The following is a 23,383-nucleotide window of genomic DNA, read 5'->3' as shown; positions in this document are numbered from 1 at the left end:
CAGTGGCGGACGGGCAAACAAAGGGTAACAACAACAGGGTCAATGAGGGTTGGAGCATCTCACCAGAGGGAGGGTGAGGGTGGAGCAAAATTCGTTCGATTATTTGTAGATAACCGCAGTACCGCTCAGTTTGTTATTACCGTTAGCGGAGGTAATGGTGTATCCACTTGCGCCGGCAGCCGCTGCTTTCTCAGCCAGTTTTGCTTCCAGACCGTCCAGCGTGGTTGCGCCTTCTGCACTCACCACACCGATTTTATTCAGATTCTGTGCCTGAGTAGAAGAAACAGGCTCTACAGCGAAAGCGCCGAAAGAGAGGGCGGACAGGGCAACAGCAGCAACAGCATATTTGATCGTTTTCATGGCTAAATTCTCGCAGGATATTCTGTTAAGGGGACGATGTTCCGTCGATGTGATAAGTATCACGCTTTTTTGCGAGAGATAAAATCGAAGAGAATTGACGTGGTTGCTCAAAAAATTTGAATGACAAATAACTTATTGATTATTAATAAATTCAGACGCACGATTTACACTTCTTGCTGAAGCGCTTTACAGAACGGATGACAAGGGCACGTTTTGCTACGCGCTTCGCTAAAAGTCGTGAGCGTAAAGGAAGCGGCAAGTGGGGTTAGCTTCGGTAAAGGAAAGTCAACGTAACTGGCTGTCTTTCGATCCTCTGCGATTATATCCTGAATGTGAAGCGTTTTTTGAATCTTTCCCCTGCTGGCAGGCGATGCAAAGCCGTACACCGGGAATGGCTTTACGCCGTGCCTCGGGAATGGGTTCCCCGCACTCTTCGCATTCCGTCAAACTTTCGCCGCGCGGAATTTCGCCACGAGCACGCGCGACCGCATCTTCAATGGTACTGTTGATCTGTTCGTTAACGGCGTCGTCATTCGCCCAACCGGAAGCCATACTGTTCCCCTGAGTGGTTAAAGCCATATTATCAATATGGGGTTAAAAAACGCACAGTCAAGGCGCAGAGAAAGAGAACTGCATCCGCAGGGCGGATGCAGTCCGGAAGGAGGTGGGTTATTTATAGATAGTCGCGGTGCCGTACATATGGTTATCGCCACCGGCGGCATTTACTACGAAGCCTTTAGCCCCTTCCTGACGGGCTTTTTCGGCCAGCTTGTCCTGAAGGTCATCAAGGTTGCTGGCCCGGCTGACGGAGACAGTCCCGGCAGCGTGTAGCTGACCGGTGTCGGTGCTGTCGGTCAGAGGCTGAACGGACCAGGCGGAGAACGATGCGCCTGCCAGCGCACCCGCAATAATAAAGGTCAAATACGTTTTCATCTTCACATCCTCAGGGAAACAACAGGTGATTCCTTTTTAGTTTAGAAGCCTGACGAGTGTGATTTAACGCAAAAATTTGATGATGATCTGCGTGTTTTTTGAACGATAAATACTGACAATTTGCTGACAGATCATAGACATACAGGTGGCTGATTTTTGTCGTTTTTTTGTGCGGCTCAGAGAGATATTTACCCCCGCGCCGTCACAGGGTATCTTACGCGGCTGTTTAAAGGAGAATGCCATGACTTCCCAAAAGCCGGGATTGCACCCGCGTAACCGCCACCGTAGCCGCTACGACATGAAAGCCCTGTGCCAGAGCTGCCCTGAGTTGCAGGATTTTATCGTTCAGACCCCAGCCGGTGGGCCGTCGATCAACTTCGCCGATCCGCTGGCGGTTAAAACGCTGAACAAAGCGCTGCTGGCCCATTTTTATGGCGTTACGCACTGGGACATCCCTGAAGGCTTTCTCTGCCCGCCGGTGCCGGGGCGTGCGGATTACGTCCACCACCTTGCCGATCTGCTGGCGGAAGACCACGATGGAGTAGTGCCGAAACAGGCTACCGTTCTTGATATCGGTACCGGCGCGAACCTGATTTATCCCCTGATAGGCGCGCATGAGTACCAGTGGCGATTTACCGGCAGCGAGATTGGTAACGAAGCGTTCGCCAGCGCGCAGGCCATTATTAACGCTAATCCGGGGTTAAGCCGAGCCGTTCGCCTGCGTCGTCAGAAGGATGCGGCCGCTATTTTCAACGGCATTATTCACAAGAACGAAAATTATGATGCCACCCTGTGCAACCCCCCGTTCCACGACTCCGCCGCCTCCGCACGGGCGGGAAGCGAACGCAAGCGGCGTAACCTGGGTCAGGCTGAAGATGGCGCGCTAAACTTTGGCGGCCAGCAGCAGGAGCTGTGGTGCGAGGGCGGGGAAGTGGCCTTCATTCTGCGCATGATTACCGAGAGTAAAGGCTTCGGTCGCCAGGTGAAATGGTTTACCACGCTGGTCTCCCGTGGCGATAACCTGCCGCCGCTGTACCGTGCGCTCACCGACGTCGGTGCGGTGAAGGTCGTCAAAAAAGAGATGGCGCAGGGCCAGAAGCAGAGCCGCTTTATCGCCTGGACCTTTATGGACGATAACAAACGCCGCAAATAGCACCCCATCGTAGGCCGGGTAAGGCGAAGCCGCCACCCGGCTCGGTTACAGCGTCGGCTCCTGCGGAGGGAGCGGCGAAGCGGGCGGCGACAATACCTGATACGTCTGCACCGGCGCTCTCACGTTCGCCAGATCGAAGTGTTTTTTCACCATGCTGTCGAGGGCAAAGCGCACTGTCCACTGTTTTAGCGGCTGGGTGGTAAACGACACGCGCAGGGTAAAGGCGGTGTTCGTCAGCCCGACGATGCCCGCGAACGACGGCTCGCCAATCACCAGCCCGCGAATATCCTCCATCTCCATCAGCTCGCTCACCGCAGCGCGCAGCGCCTGCTTAGCCTTATCGGCATCCTCGTGACGATCGACGTCGTAATTCGCCACCACCGAACCAATGCCGCGCACAAAGTTGGCAAAGGTGGTGATCGATGACCACGGAATAATGTGGTACGCCCCGGTATCCTGACGCACGCCTACCGAACGAATGGACATCCGCTCCACCGTGCCGGTGAGCGGTCCGATGGTCACCAGATCACCGGTGTTCATCCCGTTCTCAAACTGGATGAAAACGCCGGTGATAATATCTTTAACCAGCGTCTGTGAGCCGAAGGAGATCGCCAGCCCCAGCGCACCGGCACCTGCCAGCAGCGGGGCGATATTGACCCCGATTTCCGACAGCACAATCATGATGGTAATGGTACTGATGATCACCGCCAGCGCGTTGCGGCACAGGGTCAGCAGCGTGCGGGCGCGGGCGCTCGGCAGCGGCCTGCCGTGAACATCCGACACCAGCCGGTTCTCGATAAGGCTTGCCAGCAGCGTCCAGCCGACGGCGGAGAAGAACAGGATCAGCGCGATACGAATAAGAATATCGACGGTTTTTTCCCCCGCGCCGTTATGCAGCCAGTTCCAGAAGTCAAACAGGCCCCACGCGTTCAGCAGCAGCATGATGGCCACGCAGACGGTCAGAATGCGCGCCACCTTCAGCGACACCGACGTCCAGCCATTAACCCGTTTTTGCAGCTCCGGGTAATTCCGCTGAATCTGCGGCGACAGGGTGATGGTTTTCGACAGCCAGCGGGAAAGCAGGCCAGAAACAAACGCCGCTATGCCGATAATCGCCAGGCTTTTGAACGTCGCCCCCATCATAAATTTCAGGCTGTTGCCCGGATCGAACAGGGAGAAGAAGCACAGCACGATAAAATAGGCGCTGGCCAGCCAGTGCCACACCAGCGCAAAGGCCCGAATAAACAGGCTGAAAAAGGAGAGGGAGCGGTCGGCCAGGTTCAGCAGGCTGTCGGTGATGGCCTTTTTATTGTGGAAGATGAGGTACAGCGCCCAGACGGTAATGCAGAGCATGATCAGCACGTTCGCCAGCGCCCCGAACTGCACGTTAACCTGGTTGGAGATAATCGGCACGGCGACCAGCAGGCCGTAGCCGATCAACCCGCTCAGCACGCTCAGCCGCACCGCCCAGTATTTGGCGCTCCGATCCTGAATGGCGAAGGGGCGAAGGTCAGGTACGTTCGGGCAGAATATTAGCCGCAGCAGCGCCTTAAAGAACTCGATCAGGGCATAGGCGTTCAGGAACAGCCCCTGCTGGAAGGCGATGGTTTTATTCCCGGTATTAAGACGGTCGGCCAGCAGCTGACCGACAAAAAGCGTCAGCGCCAGCAGCAGCAAATCGATGATAAAGGCCCCGGTAATCATGGCCGGGAGATGCAGCCAGCTGCTTTTATGCTGATTCTTTTTACGCCCCCACTGGCCCATCTTCCGGTAGAGCGGCCAGACGCACAGGCGCAGCAGCCAGTAAAAGATAAATACCGCACCCGCCAGAATAGAAAACTGCGTGGCGGCTGCGGAGAAGGTGTGGGGGTTAAAAGGCTTATGCGAGGTGCCAATCAGGTTGCGATAGAGCTGGGCAAAACGCGACGACAGGGCTTCCCCGTAGTGGCGGCTGATGTCGGTGACGTTTTCCAGCACCGTCTTTTCTTCTTCGGCTTCCGGCGGCGCTATGGTCGGAACTGGATCCTGAGGCGGCGTGGCGGCCACCTTCCTCAGCTGATCGACCAGCTCCTGCCGGGACGTATCGTTCTCAAGCACGTCGGCAAGCGCGCTGTAGGCGGCTTTTTTCTTTTCAGCGTCCGGTTCTGGGGCCGCATTTTGCTGGGTGGCGGTGGCTCCGGTGGTGACGCCGGGAATGGTTACAGCGAGCGATGGCGCGCTAAACAGGCTAAACAGGAGTAACAGGATCCACGGCACGGCGTCCTCCGACAAAAATATCGTGCAAAATGATAAGTATAGAGGGCGAGACGCGGAGGGGAGTTTTTGGGAACAATCCGGCGTAAAAAAGCCGGGCATGCCCGGCTCAGTGTATGGCTATCAGGAGACGTGTTGCAGGAATTCCTGGAGACGCTGGCTCGGTGGGTTCGCAATCAGCGCCTGCGGATTGCCGTCTTCCGCGATACGGCCCTTATCAATGAAGATCAGACGAGACGCCACTTTTTCGGCAAAGCCGATTTCGTGGGTCACGATCACCATCGTCATGCCTTCTTCCGCCAGATCCTGCATCACTTTCAGCACCTCGTGACGCAGCTCCGGGTCGAGCGCGGACGTGGGCTCGTCAAACAGCATCATCTTTGGCTTCACCGCCAGCGCACGGGCAATGGCCACGCGCTGCTGCTGGCCGCCGGACAGCTCTGACGGGTAGTGGTGGGCACGCTCTGCCAGACCCACTTTCGCCAGCAGATCTTTGGCCTGCGCTTCCGCCGCCGCTTTGCTGGCCCCGCGCACGCGCAGGGGGCCAAACATGACGTTTTCCAGCGCCGTCAGGTGCGGGAACAGGTAGAACTGCTGGAACACCATGCCTGCTTCCTGGCGGATCAGGCGCTCGTCCACTTTCGGATCGTTAACCTTCAGGCCATCGACGATCAGATCGCCGCTGGTGATCTCCTCGAGCTTGTTAATGCAGCGCAGCAGGGTGGATTTACCGGAACCGGACGGCCCGATGATCACCACCACTTCGCCCTGCCTGATGTTCAAATCGATATTGTGCAGCACCTGGGTTGGGCCGAAGTGCTTGGAAACGTTTTTAAATTCAATCACAGGATTTTCATCCTTCTTTCAAGACGACGCAGAACAAAGCTCAGGACAAGCGTGATAATCAGGTAGACAACGGCGACCGCACTCCAGATTTCCAGGGCGCGGAAGTTACCCGCGATGATCTCCTGGCCCTGACGGGTCAGCTCGGCCACGCCGATGACAATAAACAGCGAGGTGTCTTTAATGCTGATGATCCACTGGTTACCCAGCGGCGGCAGCATGCGGCGCAGCGCCAGCGGCAGTATCACGTGACGGATGGTTTCGCGACGGGAAAGGCCTAACGCCAGACCGGCTTCGCTGAAGCCTTTATGAATCGACAGCACCGCGCCGCGGGTGATTTCCGCAATGTAGGCGCCGGAGTTGATCATGATGGTGACAACGGCTGCGCTGAACGGGTCGATGCGCAGGTCGGTGAAGGCCATCGGCAGGGCGAAGTAGATAAACATGACCTGCACCACAATGGGGGTGCCGCGGATCACTTCGATGAAAACCAGTGCGATGTGGTTTGCAATCCAGCCGCCGTAGGTACGAGCGAAACCGGCCACCAGACCGATAATCAACCCGCCAACCAGACCGAGGACCGAAATCCACAGGGTCATTTTAGCGCCTTCAAGCAAGAGAGGAATGGCAGGCCAGATGGCGCTCCAGTCAAACTGCATGATGTATTCCTGTATACCGTGGTGAAAAACGAAAAACGTAGGCCCGGCGCGCGTGAGCGCCACCGGGCGTTACAAACCTGAGTTCAGGTGAAGTTATTTAGGCTCGGTACCGAACCATTTTTTGTAGATTTCGTTATAGGTGCCGTTCTCTTTCAGGGTTTTCAGCGCGCCGTTCACTTTATTACGCAGGTCGTCGCTGCCTTTCGGGAACGCAATACCGTACTGCTGTGCTTCCAGAGAATCGCCTACAGCTTTGAACTTGCCGTTCCCTGCGGTTTTGATGAAGTACAGGATGTTAGGCGTGTCGTGCAGCACCGCGTCAGCGCGGTTGGTGCCCAGTTCCATATACGCGTTGTCGATGTTCGGGAACTGGCGCAGGTCTTTGGTTTTGATGTTGGCTTTCGCGTAATCCACGGAACCGGTGCCGCTCTTCACGGCGACCACTTTACCGTCGAGATCTTTCACGCTTTTGACGTCGTTGTTATCCGCTTTTACCATCACCAGCAGGCCGCTTTTGTAGTAGCCGTCAGAGAAGTCGATCGCTTTTTTACGTTCTTCGGTGATGGTGATGCCCGCCAGCGCCAGGTCAACGTTTTTAGTTTGCAGCGCCGGGATGATACCGCTGAAGTCCATTGGCTTCAGGGTGTAATCCAGCTTGAGTTCTTTTGCGACAGCGGCCCACAGATCGACGTCAAAACCAACGTATTTGTCACCCTGTTTGAATTCAAACGGTACGAACGCCGTGTCAGTCGCCACAACAAGTTTGTCGGCGGCCTGCGAGGACACCGCAAACGCCAGGGTAAGTGCAGCCAGTGAAACTTTTAATACAGACTTCATAGCATTTCCTTTTATATCCACGGGGCGATCCCCTGCGAGAACCTCTGGCACAATGAAAAAATCATGCCAGTTTTACAAGCTGTTGTTTTGCAAAGGGGATGATGTCACGCATTGCACAAAAAGCGTGGCAATCCTGTCATGTTGCACCAGAATGGAGCACCGTTTTGGTGCGCTTCGTTAAGGTCTTCTGACAGGGGGATATTTAGCGCAGAATCTGACGAAAAAACAATCTTCCGTTAACGGTTGTGTGAGGTGATTATTACATTTCATTCACTTTTGCGACCATTGCGGGCAAAAGTGCGCACCATAAATGTGCAAAACCCCCGCCGGGGGCGAGGGTTATTCAGACAATCCGCAGGGATTATTCGATGTTGGACTCGATAAACCACAGGAATTGATCCAGGTCGCGGGAGGCAGCGGTAAAGATATCCGCAGTGTCTTCATCTTTCGCTTCGCCAATCGCTTTACGCACGTCGTTCGCGACGATCGCGTAACGGTCCGCCAGCTCTTTCAGGTGATCCTGAACGGTATGGATATCCAGCGGATAGCTTTTCAGTGGCGTTTTGCTGTTGATCACCTGCGTGGTACCCAGCGCCACACCGCCCAGCTGTACGGCGCGTTCGGCCATGGTATCCAGGTGAGTCACCAGTGCTGTGCGGAAGCCATCCAGCATTTCATGAACGGCAATAAAGTTTGCACCGCGCATATTCCAGTGGGCCTGCTTGGTGATCAGCGAAAGATCGATGAACTGGACCACCTGGCGATTCAGCAACTCAATGGTCGCTTTTTTATCGCTATCCGATACATCGTTACGGGTATAAAGCAGATTAGACGCTTTCGTTTTCACCAGTTTAGCGGTACTCATAATCTCATATCCTCTTGATGTTTGTGTCCCAGGTAATTACGGGATTAAGTATAGCACCGGATTTTTTCCCTGCGGTTTGGCTCTGCCTATTGGTTTAATAGCGAAAGGTGGGTTGAAGTTTTAAGTTACTGACTTTTATATATTTTATATAAATTGATGCAGATCAATCTTAATTCCTTCCCAGACAAGGCGGGCAGCTGAAATATTTTGGCAATATAAGAGAGTTTGTAAGAAATTATTTGAAGCGCGGACGAGACCTCTATTCTGCATGGCCGGTAAGCCATGCAGAATTTAAGGGCTAGTTGAGGTCAATTTTTTCAACTTTTGGTTCCGGGCGCATGGTCAGCGTGGAGCCCATTGACGCCGCGATAATGGAACAGAGCGCCAACGTCTGCACCAGCGTCAGGGTTTCGCCGAGGAAAATCATGCCGGAGATTGCGGCCAGCGCGGGCTCCATGCTCATGAGCGTGCCAAAAATACGCGTAGGCAGCCGCGTCAGGGCGATCATCTCCAGAGAGTAGGGAAGCGCCGTGGAGAGAATGGCGACCGCCAGCCCAACCGGCAGGATGGACCATTGCCAGATCGAATCCGTGGCCTGCGCCATGCCGATCGGGACAAAGATGATGGCGGCAATCAGCGAGCCCAGGGCGACCGTCGCAGGGCCGTGCTCTTCCCCCGCACGCTGGCCAGTGAGGATATACACCGCCCAGCAAGCCCCCGCGCCCAGCGCCAGAGCAGCCCCCGTCAGATCGATCTGTGAAACGCTTTGACCGAGCGGCAGAAGGAACCAGAGCCCCAGCACGGCCAGTATGACCCAGATAAAGTCCACCGGACGACGAGAAGAGAAGAGGGCAACCGCCAGCGGGCCTGTAAATTCAAGTGCAACCGCGATCCCCAGCGGGATAGTCTGAATAGAGAGGTAGAACATGTAGTTCATCCCTCCCAGCGCCAGCCCATAGAAGAGCAGGGGAAGGCGCTGCTCCTTTTTAAAACGTAGCCGCCAGGGCTTAAAGATAACCACGAGGATCAGGGTGCCTAACGCGATACGCAGCGCCGTAACGCCCGGCGCACCAACCAGCGGAAAGAGCGATTTTGCCAGCGACGCGCCGCTTTGAATGGACATCATCGCGATAAGTATGACGACCACCGGCATCCAGACCGACGATTTACGGGGTAAACCAGGCATCCTTTCTCCTGTCAATTTTTGTCAAAAGAGGTAAAAGTCGCAGTGTAATGGAAATAAGCTGCGACGGTTGAGCTACTGTTGAAAAAAATCCAGGGAAAATCCGTAAAATGAGGAAAGGTTGATGCTTTTATCGCCTGAAAGATTAGGAATAATCTGGATGAACTTTCTGGCGATGACGCGCACTATTAACGTTTGAAGGTGAAAATCTGGAGTTATTTGAACAAGATAGCTGGTGCTGGAAATGTTCTGTTACAGGAAAGGTCGCATTAGACATCGTGAATGACAAAGAGTTTCACAGATTTTTTTGATATATTTAAAACTTACGGACTTACTTGAAGCACATTTGAGGTGGTTATGAAAAAAATTGCATGTCTTTCAGCACTGGCAGCTGTTCTGGCTGTTTCCGCAGGTACCGCTGTAGCGGCAACTTCTACTGTAACTGGTGGTTACGCTCAGAGCGATATGCAGGGCGTGATGAACAAAACCAACGGTTTCAACCTGAAGTACCGTTACGAGCAAGACAACAACCCGCTGGGTGTGATCGGTTCTTTCACTTACACCGAGAAAGATCGTACTGAAAATGGCTCTTACAATAAAGGTCAGTACTACGGCATCACCGCGGGTCCTGCTTACCGCCTGAATGACTGGGCAAGCATCTACGGTGTTGTAGGTGTTGGCTACGGTAAATTCCAGCAGACCGAAAACCAGGGTCTGAACCGTACTGCTAGCAACAGCGACTACGGTTTCTCCTATGGCGCAGGTATGCAGTTCAACCCAATCGAAAACGTTGCTCTGGACTTCTCCTATGAGCAGAGCCGTATCCGCAACGTTGACGTTGGCACCTGGATTGCGGGCGTAGGTTACCGCTTCTAATCACTTCGGTGAGCCAGTAAAAAATCCGCCCTTTGAGGCGGATTTTTTTTATGGAAGATAAAGCAAAACGGCAACCAGAGGTTGCCGTTTTTAGTGTTTGTGCCTCTTCCGGTGGGAGAGGCCAGCGTGAAGGCATCAGTCCGCACGAGACGGCAGAGATCACTTACTCTTAATATCGAAAATATCCGTTCCCAGATGGTTATAGTCAACTTTCTGTAACTTAAAGTTGGTAATGTACACTGGCGGGCCCTTCTTGCCGGAGATAAACGGGTAATCATTTTTTATCTCTTTCGCCTTAATCCCCGTCCACTGGGAGAAGAATTTCAGGAAATCGTTCGCGGAACGACGCGCTTTGATGATGCGATGCGTTTTGTCATCACTCGACAGCACCATAAACGGTACCTGGAAGTTCTGCTGGAATTTGTCATCGTGGGCCAGATACTGCACCTCTTTTCCACGCTCCTTAAACGCCAGACCGTGGTCAGAGAAATAGACCATTGAGAAGCTGTCGCCGCTGTTGCGCAGCTGTGCGTACAGCTTGCTGAGCAGATCGTCGGTTTGCGTCATGGTATAGAGGTAGCAGGAGGTCTCTTTCGACTGCACGAAATCTGCGTATTTTCCCTTCGTGCGGTCGCAGGCTTGCGGATGGGAACCCATCAGATGCAGAACAATCAGCTGCGGCTGGGTGCGCTGGGTGGCAAAAACCTGCGCGGTCATTTTCAACAGTGCTTCATCTTGCGTATTTTTGTCCGCTTCAAAGTCACCGCTTTTCAGGAACTGTACCTCGTCGGCACGCTTCGCGATGCTGGCAATGGCGGTATCATATTCGCCAATCTGCCCCTGGTTGGAGAACCACCACGTCTGAAAACCGGCCCGGTTGGCCAGGGTGACAAAATTATCCTGAAACTGCGGTTTTCCATCCACGACGCGGTTGAGCGTCAGACCGAGAGATTTCTGCGTTGAGCCGCTGGCCGCCACGTAGTCGGTAAACAGCGTACCGTTGACGGCGCTGGCAAACGGCGTGTTATCCCAGTGACCGCCAAACGCGCCGAGCGCATCGCGACGCGCGCTTTCACCGATCACCACCACGTAGGTGTGATACTTCGGTTTTACCGCCAGCACGTTCCAGGTGTCTTTCATTGTGGAAAGCTCGGCCATACGCGCCTGCTCGTCGAGCACTTCCTCGTTATTCACCACCACGTCTTTAACGAAGCGAAACACCGGATAACCGGTATCTTTCAGCTTAAACACGCCGCCCCAGGCCAGGTTTTGTACCGGCGCGACAAAAAACGTCACCACGCTAAAGGCCAGGCACAGGCTTTCAATTTTACCCCACCGCTTTTTCTCGACGGGCTTACGACGAACCGCCATCACGCCCAGGGCAAAAATGAAAAGGCCAACCACGTAGTTGTACCACGGGAAGATCGTCAGGATCTCCGTGGACTCTTCCATATTGGTGGAGTGTAGCGCCAGCAGGGTATTAAAGTTCGGCGCGCCATAGGCCTGGCCAAACGGGAAATAGGCGGCAGCAACCAGAGAACAGATCCCGATGAGCACTTTTTGCACGCGCGGTGCGCTTTGCCACAGCAGGTGAAGGATGCAGGTGAATCCGACGGCATAAAGCAGGCTGAACGGGTAGCCAAGGGCAAAGTTAATCAGCAGCGATTGCAAAAAATAGAATCCCGTCCACGGGCTTAAGGCCCGGCTGCGGGTAACAAGTGTATCAATCAGGGTTACGTTCATAGATCGCTATCACGAAAACGCCATGTGCTCACCCTGGCGCCAAGGGTCAAAGCCTGCCTGACTGTGCGTGAAAAGGGAATGAGGGGTCCGCTTCAGCGAGCCGCAAAGGATGCAGGGCTGCAAGAAGATAGTGCGAGCGTGAAGTAAGGTCAACAGTTGCTAAACAGATGTTTTGCGAAGGGGGCTGCAAATCCGCAAAAATAATCGGGAAAAGGACAGTGTGCCGGGGAAAAATGACGGGAAAATGAAGCGGCGTACCGCGACGCCGCTTAGTGGGAAGATTTGTCGTCCTGCTGCGGTTTGGTGGTAAACATATCGCACAGCATGTTCACCAGCATCAGGCGCACTTTAAAAGGAGAGTGGGTAAACACGTTCATACACCTCTTGAATTCATTCATAAGACCTCCTGATTCATGATCCCTTCGATCCGTGAAGGGTGACTGCATTACATACAGATATAGCACAGGCTATATTGTATAGCTATGGCTAATTCGTTAATTTTTTGTGCTTGTAGAGCTATGGTTTACAATGTGCGCTCCGTTACAAGGCGCTGGAAGCGTCAACCCCATTGAGGAAGCACAATGAACCGTCGCGCAGGTAAGCCAACAACAAAAAAAACGACGCAACTGGTGAACGTTGAAGAGCATGTGGAAGGCTTCCGTCAGGTGCGTGAGGCGCACCGCCGGGAACTGATTGATGATTATGTAGAGCTGATCTCCGACCTGATCCGTGAGGTGGGCGAAGCGCGCCAGGTCGATATGGCCGCCCGGCTGGGGGTGTCTCAGCCAACGGTGGCCAAAATGTTAAAACGTCTGGCGTCGGTAGGGCTGATCGAAATGATCCCCTGGCGCGGGGTATTTCTGACCGCTGAAGGCGAAAAGCTGGCGCAGGAGAGCCGCGAGCGCCATCAGATCGTCGAGAACTTTTTACTGGTGCTGGGCGTCAGCCCGGACATTGCCCGTCGGGATGCCGAAGGGATGGAGCACCACGTCAGCGAAGAGACGCTGGTGAAGTTCCGCGAATTTACGCTCAAATACGGTCCCTCCGCTGAATGAACATTCCCGGTTTGCAGGCCCTGAAACGCGATCGCTTTTTCCATCTTTTACTCATCATTGGCGTTGGGCTCAGCGTCTTTGTGCCCTTCAGGCCGCAGGCCTGGCCCGCGGCAATAGACTGGCGCACCATTATTACCCTGAGCGGTTTGATGATGCTCACCAAAGGCGTTGAGCTGAGCGGCTATTTTGACGTGCTGGGGCGCAAAATGGTGCGCCGCTTTGCCACCGAGCGCAAGCTGGCCCTGTTCATGGTCTTTTCGGCGGCGCTGCTGTCGACGTTTCTCACTAACGACGTGGCGCTGTTCATTGTGGTGCCGCTGACGCTTACGCTGCGTAAGCTGTGCGAAATACCGGTCACCCGCCTGATTATTTTTGAAGCGCTGGCCGTCAATGCGGGCTCGCTGCTTACGCCGATCGGTAACCCGCAGAACATTCTGCTGTGGGGACGCTCGGGCCTGTCGTTTACCGCGTTTACCGGGCAGATGGCGCCGCTGGCGCTGGCGATCGTGGCGACGCTGCTGGGGGTCTGCTGGTTTGCCTTCCCCAATAAAACGTTGCAGTACCACAGCGGTACAGCCGGCCCCCAGTGGCAGCCGCGTCTCGTCTGGAGCTGCCTGGGGCTGTATATCGTTTTCCTCACCGCGCTGGAGCTAAACCAGGCGCTGGCGGGCGCGCTGCTGGTGGCGTGCGGTTTCCTGTTCCTCGCCCGGCGGGTGCTGGTGAGCGTCGACTGGACGCTGCTGCTGGTATTTATGGCGATGTTTATTGACGTGCACCTGCTGGTTCAGCTTCCGGCATTGCAGAACGTTCTCCAGAGCGTCAGCGGTCTGTCGCAGCCGGGATTATGGCTGACGGCGATTGGTCTTTCGCAGGTAATCAGTAACGTGCCGTCCACCATTTTACTGCTTAACTATGTCCCCCCTACGGTGCTGCTGGCGTGGGCGGTCAACGTCGGTGGCTTTGGGCTGCTGCCCGGCTCGCTGGCAAACCTTATCGCCCTGCGCATGGCCAACGATCGCCGCATCTGGTGGCGCTTCCATCTATGGTCAATCCCGATGCTGCTCTGGTCAGCGGCGATAGGTTTCGGACTATTCCTTCTCATATAGTGCGCAATTTGTCAGTTTTTCCTGGCAAATGTATAGCAACGTCCTAGCTTTAGTGAACGGCATAGTGTGATGCCGCTCACTGACAGGACCGTTGCTGAACTATGGCAGAAGATCAAACTTCACCTGCTGACGAGCAGGATAAAAACAATAACGAGCGCAAGCGCCCGGGCAAAAAACCGTTAATTATCCTCGGCATTGTGGTCATCGTGATGGTGATTGTGGCGCTGGTCTGGTGGTTTTTAACCCGCAACGAAGAGACCACCGACGACGCCTTTACCGACGGCGACGTGGTGACCATTGCCCCTAAAACGGCGGGCTACGTAACTGAACTTCGCGTGCGGGATAACCAGCGCGTGAAGAAAGGGGACGTGCTGGTGGTGATCGATCCTCGCGATACCACCGCCCAGCGCGATCAGGCTCAGGCCCAGCTTGGGCTGGCGCTGGCGCAGCTGCATCAGGCCCAGGCGCAGCTGGCGCTCTCAAAAGTGCAATACCCCGCCCAGCGTGATGAAGCCAAAGCCCAGGTACTGAAAGCGCAGGCGGAGATGGCCAACGCGCAGGCGGAGTACCGCCGTCAGCGCGGCGTTGACCCGCGCGCGACGACGCAACAAAGTATCGATTCCGCAAACGCTCAGTTGCGCAGCGCACAGGCGGGTCTGGCCAGCGCGCAGGCGCAGCTGGAAGTGGCGGAGCAGGTTCAGCTGCAAATCCGCCAGCAGGAAACGAATGTTGAAGCCCGGGAACGGCAGGTCGATCAGGCCAGGGCGCAGCTGGAAACCGCCAACCTGAACCTCTCCTATACCGAAGTCCGCGCCCCGTTCGACGGTTTTGTCACTAAGCGCAACGTCCAGCCCGGTACGCTGGTGCAGGCGGGCACGGCGCTGTTCTCGCTGGTCTCCCCGAACGTGTGGGTGGTGGCGAACTTTAAAGAGTCGCAGCTTGAACGCATGAAGCCGGGCGATAAAGTGACCGTGTCCGTCGATGCCTGGCCGGATATGGCGCTGGAAGGCCATATTGACAGCATCCAGCAGGGCAGCGGCTCGCGCTTCTCCGCCTTCCCGTCGGAAAACGCCACCGGTAACTTTGTGAAGATCGTGCAGCGCGTGCCGGTGAAAATCGTCATTGATAAAGGGCTGGATCCGAACAAGTCGCTGCCGCTTGGGCTGTCGGTTGAACCGAAGGTCACCGTGGAATGACGGACAGCAGCCACGAAAACTGGAAGCCCGCCAGTAACCCGTGGGCGGTGGCGATTGTGGTCACCCTGGCGGTGTTTATGGAGATTCTGGACACCACCATCGTCAACGTGGCGCTGCCGCACGTGGCGGGGTCGCTCTCGGCAAGCTACGACGAATCCACCTGGGTGCTGACCAGCTACCTGGTGGCGAACGGCATCGTGCTGCCGATCTCGGCCTTCCTGAGCCGGCTGTTTGGCCGCAAGCAGTTCTTCCTGATCTGCATTGTGATGTTCACCATCTGCTCGTTCCTGTGCGGCATCGCCACCGAGCTTTGGCAAATCATCCTCTTCCGCGTGATGCAGGGCTTCTTTGGCGGCGGGTTGCAGCCCACCCAGCAGTCGGTGCTGCTCGACTACTTCAAGCCGGAGGACAGGGGCAAAGCGTTTGGGCTTTCCTCCATTGCGATTATCGTTGCGCCGGTGCTCGGCCCGACGCTGGGGGGCTGGATCACCGACAACTACTCCTGGCGCTGGGTGTTCTTCATCAATATTCCGGTGGGGATTGTGACGGTGCTGGCGATCTACCAGCTGCTGGAAGATCCGCCGTGGGAGAAAAAGTCGGAAGAGAAGCTCACCGTCGACTGGACGGGGATCGGCCTGATCGCCCTCGGCCTTGGCTGTTTGCAGGTGATGCTCGACCGGGGCGAAGACGATGACTGGTTCTATTCGAACTTTATCCGCACCTTCGCGGTACTGACCCTGATCGGCATTATTGGCGCGATCTACTGGCTGATGTATGCCAAAAAGCCGGTGGTGGATCTGCACTGCATGAAGGATCGCAACTTTGCGATCTCCAGCCTGCTGATGGCGGGAATGGCGATGATCCTGTACGGCAGCTCGGTGGTGATCCCGCAGCTGGCACAGCAGGATTTGGGCTATACCGCCACCTGGTCCGGTCTGGTGCTGTCGCCCGGGGCGGTGTTGATTGTGCTGACTATTCCGCTGGTGCTGAAGCTGATGCCGGTGGTGCAGACGCGCTGGATCATCGCCTTTGGCTTTACCTGCCTGGCGGTGTCGTTCTTCTGGTCCCGCACCCTGACCCCGGACATCGATTTCGAGACGCTGGTTCTGTTCCGCAGCGCCCAGTCGATTGGGCTGGGGTTCCTGTTTGTGCCGCTCACCACCATCGCCTTTATTTCGATCCCAAGGCGGCTCAACGCCGACGCGGCGGCGCTGTTTACCATGTTCCGCAACGTGGCCGGCTCGATTGGCATTTCGCTGTCGACGGCGGCAATCACCGAGCGCTCGCAGGCGCACAGCGCGCACCTGGCCTACCACGCTTCGCCGTTTAACGAGCAGTTCCAGCTGGCAATACGTGAAAGCGCGCAGGCGATCCAGAACTTCACCACCCAGGTGGGTGACCCGACCGGCATTGCCACCGGGCGGATGTACCAGACGATGATCGAGCAGTCGCGTTTCCTGGCCTACATCGACGTCTTCACCATTCTGAGCGCGGTGGCCTTCTTACTGATTCCGTTTTGTTTGTTGCTCTCGCCGGTTAAGAGCGAGGGGAGTGCAGGAGCACACTGATGATACACAGACGTTTACACCCCCTGATGATAATGATGCTGCTGGTGGGCTGCGCCGTCGGGCCGGACTACCAGCCGCCCGCGCCGCCCGCCGTTACGCACTGGAACGATAAGGGCGACAGCGCGGTGAAATCGCAAACGTCTTCCGCCGCCACTAACCCGCGCTGGTGGAAAACCTTCGGCTCGCCGCAGCTCGACAGCCTGGTTGAGCGCGCCATCGCCGGGAATCTGACGTTACAGCAAACGGTATTGCGCATTGCCGGTGCGCGCGAACAGATTAACCAGGCGGGCGGGGCGTTTTTCCCGTCGGTGAATGGCAATGTGCAGGCAACGCGCCAGCAGCTTGGGCTGGAAGGGGAGCTAAAATCCCACGGTGTGTACGACCAGCTGGATAATGTCGATCCGCAGCTGCGAAGCGCGTTAGGCCCGCTGACGCAGCCGATCAATCTTTACCAGGGCAGCTTTGACGCCCAGTGGGAAATCGACCTCTGGGGCAAGGTGCGCCGTCAGGTGGAAGCCGCTGAAGCACAGCAGAAAGCCGCCATCGAACAGCGTAACGATGCGCTGGTGTCGCTGGAGGCCGAAGTGGCGCGGGCGTGGCTACAGCTGCGCGGGGCGCAGAGCATCATCGCCACGCTCAATACGCAAATTGAGAGCGCGCAGCAGACGCTGGATCTGACCGAAAGCCGCCAGCGCGGCGGGCTGTCGCCGCAGATGGACGTGGAAAACGCCCGGGCGCAGCTGGGTAATCTTGAAGCCCAGCTGCCGCAGTATCAGGCCCAGGAACGCCAGGCGATGAACGGGCTGGCGATCCTGCTCGGTAAACCGCCGGGAGCGCTGGACGCCGAGCTGCAATCGGCGCAGCCGATGCCCGCGCTGCCGGATATCGTGCAGACCGGCATTCCGTCGACGCTGGCCCGCCGCCGTCCCGACGTGCGTGAAGCGGAGGCGAACCTCCACGCCGCCACGGCGCAGATTGGCGTCTCGGTGGCTGAACTGTTCCCGAGCTTCACCCTCTCCGGACAGTTTGGCCTGCGCAACAGCGAATCCGGCTGGCTGACCGACTGGAGCAGCCACTTCTACAGCTTCGGCCCGCAGGTTTCCATTCCGATTTTCCAGGGCGGTCGGCTGGTCTCCAGCGTCAAGGTGGCGCGCGCGCAGCAGGGCGCGGCAGTGCTGGACTATCGCCAGACGGTGCTGACGGCGCTCGGCGATGTCGAGAACGCGCTGGTGAGCTATCGCACCGATCAGCAGCGTGAGGCGGGTCTGGCGAAAACCATCGACGCATTGCAAAACGCCTTTGATCTCGCCAGCGACAGCTACCGGCAGGGGATCGCCAGCTTTATCGACGTGCTGGACGCCCAGCGTCAGTTGGCCCAGGCCGAACAGCAGCGCGCGCAGGCGCAGGTGCAAAGCGCGCTTGACCTGGTGGCGCTTTATAAAGCCCTCGGCGGCGGCTGGGAGCCGTATCAGCAGGTGCGACTGCCGGATTATGCTGTCTTTGGCGACGCTCCGCGCGGATAAATTCAGAGAAATGGGCAAGAAACGGACAGGAACGCCACATTCGCGAGGGCAGAGGGGCGGGTATAACTGACAGACACCCAAACGACATGCGAGGAATGATTTATGCGTTATCAAAAACTGGGCAATACCGGGCTGTTTGTTTCTGAACTGTGCCTCGGCACCATGACCTTCGGGGGTGAAGGCGGCATGTGGGGCAAGATTGGTCAGCTACAGCAGAGTGAGGCCGAGCAGCTGGTGGGCCGCGCGCTGGATGCCGGCATTAACTTCATCGACACCGCTGACGTTTACTCGGAAGGGCGTTCAGAGGAGATTACCGGGCAGGCGCTGAAGAACCTGAAAATTCCGCGCGAAAACGTGGTGGTTGCCACCAAGGTGTTTGGTGAAACCGGCACCGCGGGGGTGAACTCGCGCGGCAGCTCGCGGTATCACATCATCAGTAGCGTGAAGGAGAGCCTGCGCCGCTTGCAGCTCGATCATATCGATCTCTATCAGCTTCACGGCTTTGACCCGGCAACGCCTGTTGAAGAGACGCTCTACGCACTGGATAACCTGGTGCAGCATGGCCACGTGCGCTACATCGGCGTCTCGAACTGGGCGGCATGGCAGATTGCCAAAGCGCTGGGCATTTCCGAGCGTCTGGGGCTGGCGCGTTTTGCGTCGTTGCAGGCGTACTACACCATCGCCGGACGCGACCTTGAGCGCGAGCTGGTGCCAATGATGCAGAGCGAAGGCGTCGGACTGATGGTCTGGAGCCCTCTGGCGGGCGGTCTGCTGAGCGGAAAATACGATCGAGACGGGCAGAGCATGACCGGTGGTCGTCGTCTGGCGTTCGACTTCCCGCCGGTAAATAAAGACCGCGCCTTCGACTGCGTGGACGTTATGCGCAAGATTGCCGGGAGCAAGGGCGTCTCCGTCGCACAAATCGCCCTGGCGTGGCTGCTGCACCAGAAAGCAGTGACCAGCGTTATTATTGGTGCGAAACGCGTCGATCAGCTTGACGATAACATTGCCGCCACCGGGATCCGCTTAAGCGAAGACGAGCTTAAGCAACTGGATGCCGTCAGCGCGCTGCCGCGTGAATATCCGGGCTGGATGCTGGAGCGGCAGGGGGAGTATCGTCAGGGTCAACTAACGCAGCAAAGTATTTGATTCTCGTTGATAACCGAAACTATTTATCGTTCCGGTTATCATTTTTTCTTAATTAGAATAGCTTAGATGTTTTTTATGTGACATATTTCTGGCGGTATTTCCAATACTTAACCATCACCCATAATTGCTGATATATCTGTAGGTTTTTCCTTTTTTATTTAATTGAGAAAGAACCGATACTGAGCCATTAGCCACTAATCCTACATCAGTAGTTATTGCTTAGAATAAGTTGAACCAGACGACAGTGAAGCATTTATGACCGTGCCAGAAAGTGATACTCCCCGGCGCTGTAGACTGCCATCTTTCCGGAGCTTTCTGTCCGCGTTTTCCCCACAGTGACGCTGGCGTCATCCCCTTTGCCAACCAGCAGAGATTTCTGAACGCTGACCTGCAAGGACTACATCAGCGCCACCGAATTATTCGTCACCCTACTAAGAATCGGCGGATGCAGTGGTAGATATAGATTTATCGCTTTTGTGTATATACCACTACTTATCTCCTCAATCATGCTACTGTATAATAAAATTATTGTCATCCATTTTACAACCCCCTTTTTGTGAAGATTATTTGTCAGTAAGTTGTAAGGTTGATGCCCTCTCTTCTCCCAATAGATATTGTCTGCCAATCAATCTTGTATCACCTAAAAGACTCATTGAAAATGTTGATGCACCGAAAGAAAAATAACAATTTTTATTGTTTGTTATTATCTCCCATTTATAGTACTGTGGAAATCGAAGTGTTGTTTTTACATTTATTTTATTTATATCAATAATGTATAAACCAGTTTCTGAGGCGGTGTACTTACTTTCAGCCCATTCAATATCAACTTTGAGATCTGTAACATCAGAAAAAGAAACAACAGCCTGGCAAACTGAAAATAATGGCTTTCCACTAAAAGTATCCTCACTCCATTCTATTATATGATCTATATCAAAACGTAAAGGAGATATTCTACCATCAATATTTTCCGGCAAAAATATTCCATGTATCGCATTGTCATGCAATGAGATATTTTCAAAATCGTGTGTCATAATCATTGTCCTTGTATCATGGTACAACACCGCACCCACCAAATTCATGTTTAGCATGGTTGCACTCACATGTTTTGGGATTTTGATTATTTACATCATAATGCCAATGAATAGAACTGCCATTTTTTGCCATACAACCATGGCTTCCCTTAAGTGGGTCAGGATCACGCTCATGTTTTCCTTAATCATATATATTCCACCCACACATCAATACTATCGGGTACTGAGTTTTATATTGCCCCTGCTGCGGGTCGTAATACCGGTACCGGTTATACACAGCCTCGTCTCTTTATCTTGCTTTCGCCCCGGTAGCCGGAGATTCTCCGGGTTATCCTCCCGCAGCTCATTGCTCCATTCGCTATATTCCGCTCGCCATCCGATTCTGCCGTCGCTGTGTATCAGCATCAGGCCCCGGTGGTTGCAGTTATGCAGATGAACTTTCATCTCCTATAGGTACTCTTTCTCCAGTTGTTCCGCCAACTGCTGATACGGGGCATGTTCATTTAACTAAAATCATCCTCTCAGAGTTAATCGTATTCGTGCTTCTATACCCTAACGTCATTGGCTATTAACAGAAGCATTTCAACCCAAGAAAAGAAATACAGAGTAATGAAATTTAAAATCCCTAACAGAGATAACCTCAGTATCAATCCATCAGTTTTATTTGTTAAAAAAAATAGAGCGTAATATATAAAAACTAACAAAGGAGGGTTTATAAAAAGAATAGTATCATTTTTTATAGTAAACGTTAAACGAATAATAAAATCAGATATTACATCATTTTTCTGCGAGCTAAATGGATGGTAAAGTAGCAATGCGGCCTGAATTGACAATATAGATATGTCAGCAATAAAAATTCTTACCAAGAAACCGTTCATTGTTTCGCGCCTTCTATTTTTTTTGTACTCATCCAGAACATCACTTACACAGTCTTGGCAGTTATTTACTATAAAACCATAGTTATCACTTCCATATTGTTTGCTTCCTTTCGGAAGTAATAAGCTATCAGGTTCATGTTTGACTATTTCCACTGCTTTTTTCATTATTTCATCGCTATATTTTTCTTTATTACAGGTATAATCATTGGTTCTAGGTTCACTGAATAATCCACTATCACCACCATAGCCGATATTAGTACCATCATCAAAGAATATGTGTGCATGAAAAATGCCAAGATCGAAACCTGTCTTGCCATTTGTCCTAAAACCTCTCGAACCTTTAAGCGGTCTTGTACATATTTGTGCCAAACCTAGTGGATCTATAAATCGAATTGGATTCAACGGATACTGATAAAAATTCCACCCCCCCCCCCCGCAGTCCTATCGGATCCTGCGTGATATACCGTCCCTGCTGCGGGTCGTAATACCGGTGCCGGTTATAGTACAGCCCCGTCTCTGCATCATACTGCTGCCCCGGCAGGCGGATGAGCTGTGCCAGATTGTGCGGGTTCTGCCCGCGCAGCACATTCCCCCACGCATCGTATTCTGCCGACCAGTGTTTTTTCCCGGAATGGCTGACCAGGGCCGGTGGCCGCAGTGGTACTGGTGGATATTTCTTTTCGGCGCGTACTCCGCCTTTATCTGGTGCTCCGGTGTCACCCCGCCCTGCGCCAGTCACCGCTGGTTTGCTTCACTGAGTTCCCCGCGCTGTAGCTCCGCTTCCAGATTATCTACCATAGCCTTAGTTCCGGCGGGAAGGTCACGCTGAATTCCGGATTCGATCCTCCGGTACGATTCCATGTGATGTAATTTGTAAAAAAACATTCTATACCGTCCTGCAAGTTGTATAGGTTCAGCTATCCGCATCGAGCCGCACCGCTGACTGCTCAGTATGCCTATCTAAGGACAAAAATAACCTATATCCGTAACCCAATGTGAATTCTGCTCGATCAAAGAACAACAATTTGGTATATATGGCAAGATTTCTGCCTGCTTTTTTTGAATGGCATATTTACACGCATAATCTTGCTTTAGCCCAACATCCGAAAGCGAAGGATTAGCTCCCTTTTCAAGCAATAACTTTGCAAAGTTAATATTGTTTTTCCAAATGGCGGTAATTAATGCAGTATCTATTGGTGATTTTGCTATTGCATCAATGTCAGCGCCATGAGATAGTAAATAGTTAGCTATATCTCTATGCTTCTCCGTTCCATAATATGCAGCAATTATTAAAGGTGTCTCATTATACCTGCCAGTAACAGAATTTACATCTGCTTGAGCTACTTCAACTAAAAAGTGTACTGCCTCAATATTTGCGCTTCCTACAGCTAAGTTTAGCGCTTCATTCTTTTCTTGGGTTGTCACTAATGAACATTGGTTAAACTCATTTTGTTTGCACATGTTTTTTTTCAAACATTTTTCACAAAAAAACCATATCTCCTTTAACCCACCAATAGCAATAGGTGAACTTGCCATAGATGTCAGTGATAGATTTTTTTCAGCCTCATAGGCATCGCAGGAAACAATGAATAATGTAAGGGTTAGGGTCGCTATTTTTAGGGGGGTAAACGGTATATTTTTTATGTGCATTAGTTTGTACCGTTCCCTGATGTTTTATTTGCCGCCTCTCGTTGAGCCGCTTCGAAAGCGGGGCCACCTTTTTTTTCCACTGCTAACTGATAAATACCCGCAGCAGTATAGCATTTATAAAGCATATCATCTGAGCTCAGTGTATCCTTCCAGATTCTGTCACATGCCAACACTATATCGTTCCCAAGATGAGTATCACATGATTGCTTACTGCTTCCTGATGTTCCATAGCAGATATCATGATTTCTACAAGCTTGCATAAAACTAACACCATACAGACCATCTGGAACAAATTTATCTGTACTTTCATCTCCGCAACCATATCCCCAAGGGTAACCATCAGGCCTTAATGAAACTGGATTTGTAGTATCGACCCCTTCCTGGGCTACATTTGTAACTTTTGATTTATACCCTGGTTGGTTAATATAGGAACCTAATGAATTCCACCCCGCTAATCCAAGAGGGTCAATTTCTGTTATTGGATTGGACGTATATATATATAAATTCCACCCGCCCCGCAGT

The 23,383-nt window shown here is 53.6% G+C and carries 22 protein-coding genes and 1 pseudogene; 8 read left to right on the top strand and 15 right to left on the bottom strand.

The window, feature by feature from the left end:
* Nucleotides 1-99: 99 nt before the first annotated feature.
* The 3 genes from ybiJ to mcbA form a co-directional block, all read right to left on the bottom strand.
* A complete protein-coding gene (ybiJ, locus tag N5C09_RS03750; protein WP_107534976.1) occupies nt 100-360 on the bottom strand; it encodes a DUF1471 family protein YbiJ in 261 nt (86 codons plus the stop codon).
* Nucleotides 361-645: 285 nt separating this feature from the next.
* Nucleotides 646-912, bottom strand: coding sequence for a DksA/TraR family C4-type zinc finger protein (locus N5C09_RS03745; RefSeq protein WP_279748482.1), 267 nt, complete (start codon nt 910-912; stop codon nt 646-648).
* 117 nt (nt 913-1,029) lie between these two features.
* On the bottom strand, nt 1,030-1,293 hold the full coding sequence (mcbA, locus tag N5C09_RS03740) for a DUF1471 family periplasmic protein McbA (protein ID WP_279748481.1): 264 nt from the start codon (nt 1,291-1,293) through the stop codon (nt 1,030-1,032).
* A 241-nt stretch (nt 1,294-1,534) separates the two neighbouring features.
* Here mcbA and rlmF point away from each other — a divergent pair, with 241 nt between their 5' ends.
* Entirely contained in the window at nt 1,535-2,446 is a 912-nt protein-coding gene (rlmF, locus tag N5C09_RS03735) for a 23S rRNA (adenine(1618)-N(6))-methyltransferase RlmF (RefSeq protein ID WP_279748480.1), read from the top strand.
* A gap of 45 nt (nt 2,447-2,491) precedes the next feature.
* Here rlmF and ybiO read toward each other — a convergent pair whose 3' ends face one another.
* The 6 genes from ybiO to rhtA form a co-directional block, all read right to left on the bottom strand.
* Nucleotides 2,492-4,702 (bottom strand): mechanosensitive channel protein, encoded by a 2,211-nt coding sequence (gene ybiO, locus N5C09_RS03730; protein ID WP_279748663.1) that lies wholly within the window; start codon nt 4,700-4,702, stop codon nt 2,492-2,494.
* Nucleotides 4,703-4,822: 120 nt separating this feature from the next.
* The gene (gene glnQ / locus N5C09_RS03725; protein ID WP_063866174.1) at nt 4,823-5,545 is read right to left on the bottom strand and encodes a glutamine ABC transporter ATP-binding protein GlnQ; all 723 of its coding nucleotides are present in this window, start codon (nt 5,543-5,545) and stop codon (nt 4,823-4,825) included.
* Entirely contained in the window at nt 5,542-6,201 is a 660-nt protein-coding gene (glnP, locus tag N5C09_RS03720) for a glutamine ABC transporter permease GlnP (protein WP_003858462.1), read from the bottom strand. Before glnP ends, glnQ begins: the two co-directional genes overlap by 4 nt.
* 93 nt (nt 6,202-6,294) lie before the next feature.
* On the bottom strand, nt 6,295-7,038 hold the full coding sequence (gene glnH, locus N5C09_RS03715; protein ID WP_003858455.1) for a glutamine ABC transporter substrate-binding protein GlnH: 744 nt from the start codon (nt 7,036-7,038) through the stop codon (nt 6,295-6,297).
* Nucleotides 7,039-7,399: 361 nt separating this feature from the next.
* Nucleotides 7,400-7,903 (bottom strand): DNA starvation/stationary phase protection protein Dps, encoded by a 504-nt coding sequence (gene dps, locus N5C09_RS03710; RefSeq protein WP_000100801.1) that lies wholly within the window; start codon nt 7,901-7,903, stop codon nt 7,400-7,402.
* Nucleotides 7,904-8,201: 298 nt separating this feature from the next.
* Nucleotides 8,202-9,089: a threonine/homoserine exporter RhtA gene (gene rhtA / locus N5C09_RS03705; RefSeq protein ID WP_063449278.1), complete on the bottom strand. Its 888-nt coding sequence runs from the start codon at nt 9,087-9,089 to the stop codon at nt 8,202-8,204.
* 354 nt (nt 9,090-9,443) lie between these two features.
* Here rhtA and ompX point away from each other — a divergent pair, with 354 nt between their 5' ends.
* Nucleotides 9,444-9,962, top strand: a complete 519-nt coding sequence (gene ompX / locus N5C09_RS03700; RefSeq protein WP_003858450.1) for an outer membrane protein OmpX — start codon at nt 9,444-9,446, stop codon at nt 9,960-9,962.
* A gap of 159 nt (nt 9,963-10,121) precedes the next feature.
* Here the strand turns inward: ompX and N5C09_RS03695 are convergent, their stop codons facing one another.
* Nucleotides 10,122-11,705 carry a phosphoethanolamine transferase gene (locus N5C09_RS03695; protein ID WP_193033906.1) on the bottom strand — a complete coding sequence of 528 codons (1,584 nt, stop codon included), beginning with the start codon at nt 11,703-11,705 and terminating at the stop codon, nt 10,122-10,124.
* Nucleotides 11,706-11,974: 269 nt separating this feature from the next.
* Nucleotides 11,975-12,103 (bottom strand): manganase accumulation protein MntS, encoded by a 129-nt coding sequence (gene mntS, locus N5C09_RS03690; protein WP_063449276.1) that lies wholly within the window; start codon nt 12,101-12,103, stop codon nt 11,975-11,977.
* A gap of 183 nt (nt 12,104-12,286) precedes the next feature.
* Between mntS and mntR the strand changes: the two genes are divergently transcribed.
* The 6 genes from mntR to N5C09_RS03660 all read left to right on the top strand — a co-directional run bounded on the left by mntR (nt 12,287) and on the right by N5C09_RS03660 (nt 19,302).
* Nucleotides 12,287-12,760: a manganese-binding transcriptional regulator MntR gene (mntR, locus tag N5C09_RS03685; RefSeq protein WP_063449275.1), complete on the top strand. Its 474-nt coding sequence runs from the start codon at nt 12,287-12,289 to the stop codon at nt 12,758-12,760.
* Entirely contained in the window at nt 12,757-13,866 is a 1,110-nt protein-coding gene (locus N5C09_RS03680) for an anion transporter (protein ID WP_279748479.1), read from the top strand. The genes mntR and N5C09_RS03680 overlap by 4 nt, the downstream gene beginning before the upstream one ends.
* A gap of 101 nt (nt 13,867-13,967) precedes the next feature.
* Nucleotides 13,968-15,062 carry an HlyD family secretion protein gene (locus N5C09_RS03675; RefSeq protein ID WP_279748477.1) on the top strand — a complete coding sequence of 365 codons (1,095 nt, stop codon included), beginning with the start codon at nt 13,968-13,970 and terminating at the stop codon, nt 15,060-15,062.
* Nucleotides 15,059-16,630 (top strand): DHA2 family efflux MFS transporter permease subunit, encoded by a 1,572-nt coding sequence (locus N5C09_RS03670; RefSeq protein ID WP_063866180.1) that lies wholly within the window; start codon nt 15,059-15,061, stop codon nt 16,628-16,630. The genes N5C09_RS03675 and N5C09_RS03670 overlap by 4 nt, the downstream gene beginning before the upstream one ends.
* A complete protein-coding gene (locus N5C09_RS03665) occupies nt 16,630-18,153 on the top strand; it encodes an efflux transporter outer membrane subunit (protein WP_193035847.1) in 1,524 nt (507 codons plus the stop codon). Before N5C09_RS03670 ends, N5C09_RS03665 begins: the two co-directional genes overlap by 1 nt.
* 102 nt (nt 18,154-18,255) lie before the next feature.
* Nucleotides 18,256-19,302: an aldo/keto reductase gene (locus N5C09_RS03660; protein WP_279748476.1), complete on the top strand. Its 1,047-nt coding sequence runs from the start codon at nt 18,256-18,258 to the stop codon at nt 19,300-19,302.
* A 563-nt stretch (nt 19,303-19,865) separates the two neighbouring features.
* On the opposite strand, the gene N5C09_RS03655 is transcribed toward N5C09_RS03660, so the two are convergent.
* From N5C09_RS03655 to N5C09_RS03640, 4 genes and pseudogenes are all read right to left on the bottom strand, one after another.
* Entirely contained in the window at nt 19,866-20,333 is a 468-nt protein-coding gene (locus N5C09_RS03655) for a hypothetical protein (protein ID WP_279748475.1), read from the bottom strand.
* A 1,241-nt stretch (nt 20,334-21,574) separates the two neighbouring features.
* Nucleotides 21,575-22,065 (bottom strand): annotated as a pseudogene (locus tag N5C09_RS03650) (RHS repeat-associated core domain-containing protein); the annotation flags it as partial.
* Between the two features lie 106 nt (nt 22,066-22,171).
* The gene (locus N5C09_RS03645) at nt 22,172-22,861 is read right to left on the bottom strand and encodes an ankyrin repeat domain-containing protein (protein ID WP_279748474.1); all 690 of its coding nucleotides are present in this window, start codon (nt 22,859-22,861) and stop codon (nt 22,172-22,174) included.
* The coding region (locus N5C09_RS03640) for a hypothetical protein (RefSeq protein WP_347881064.1) at nt 22,861-23,383 on the bottom strand (523 nt) is incomplete at its 5' end. The genes N5C09_RS03645 and N5C09_RS03640, both read right to left, overlap by 1 nt.

This window comes from Enterobacter sp. GD03975, from assembly GCF_029838645.1.
Classification (GTDB): Bacteria; Pseudomonadota; Gammaproteobacteria; order Enterobacterales; family Enterobacteriaceae; genus Enterobacter; species Enterobacter quasihormaechei.
The sequence above is the reverse complement of the archived record's forward strand: the minus strand, read 5'-3'. Positions and strand labels throughout refer to the sequence as shown.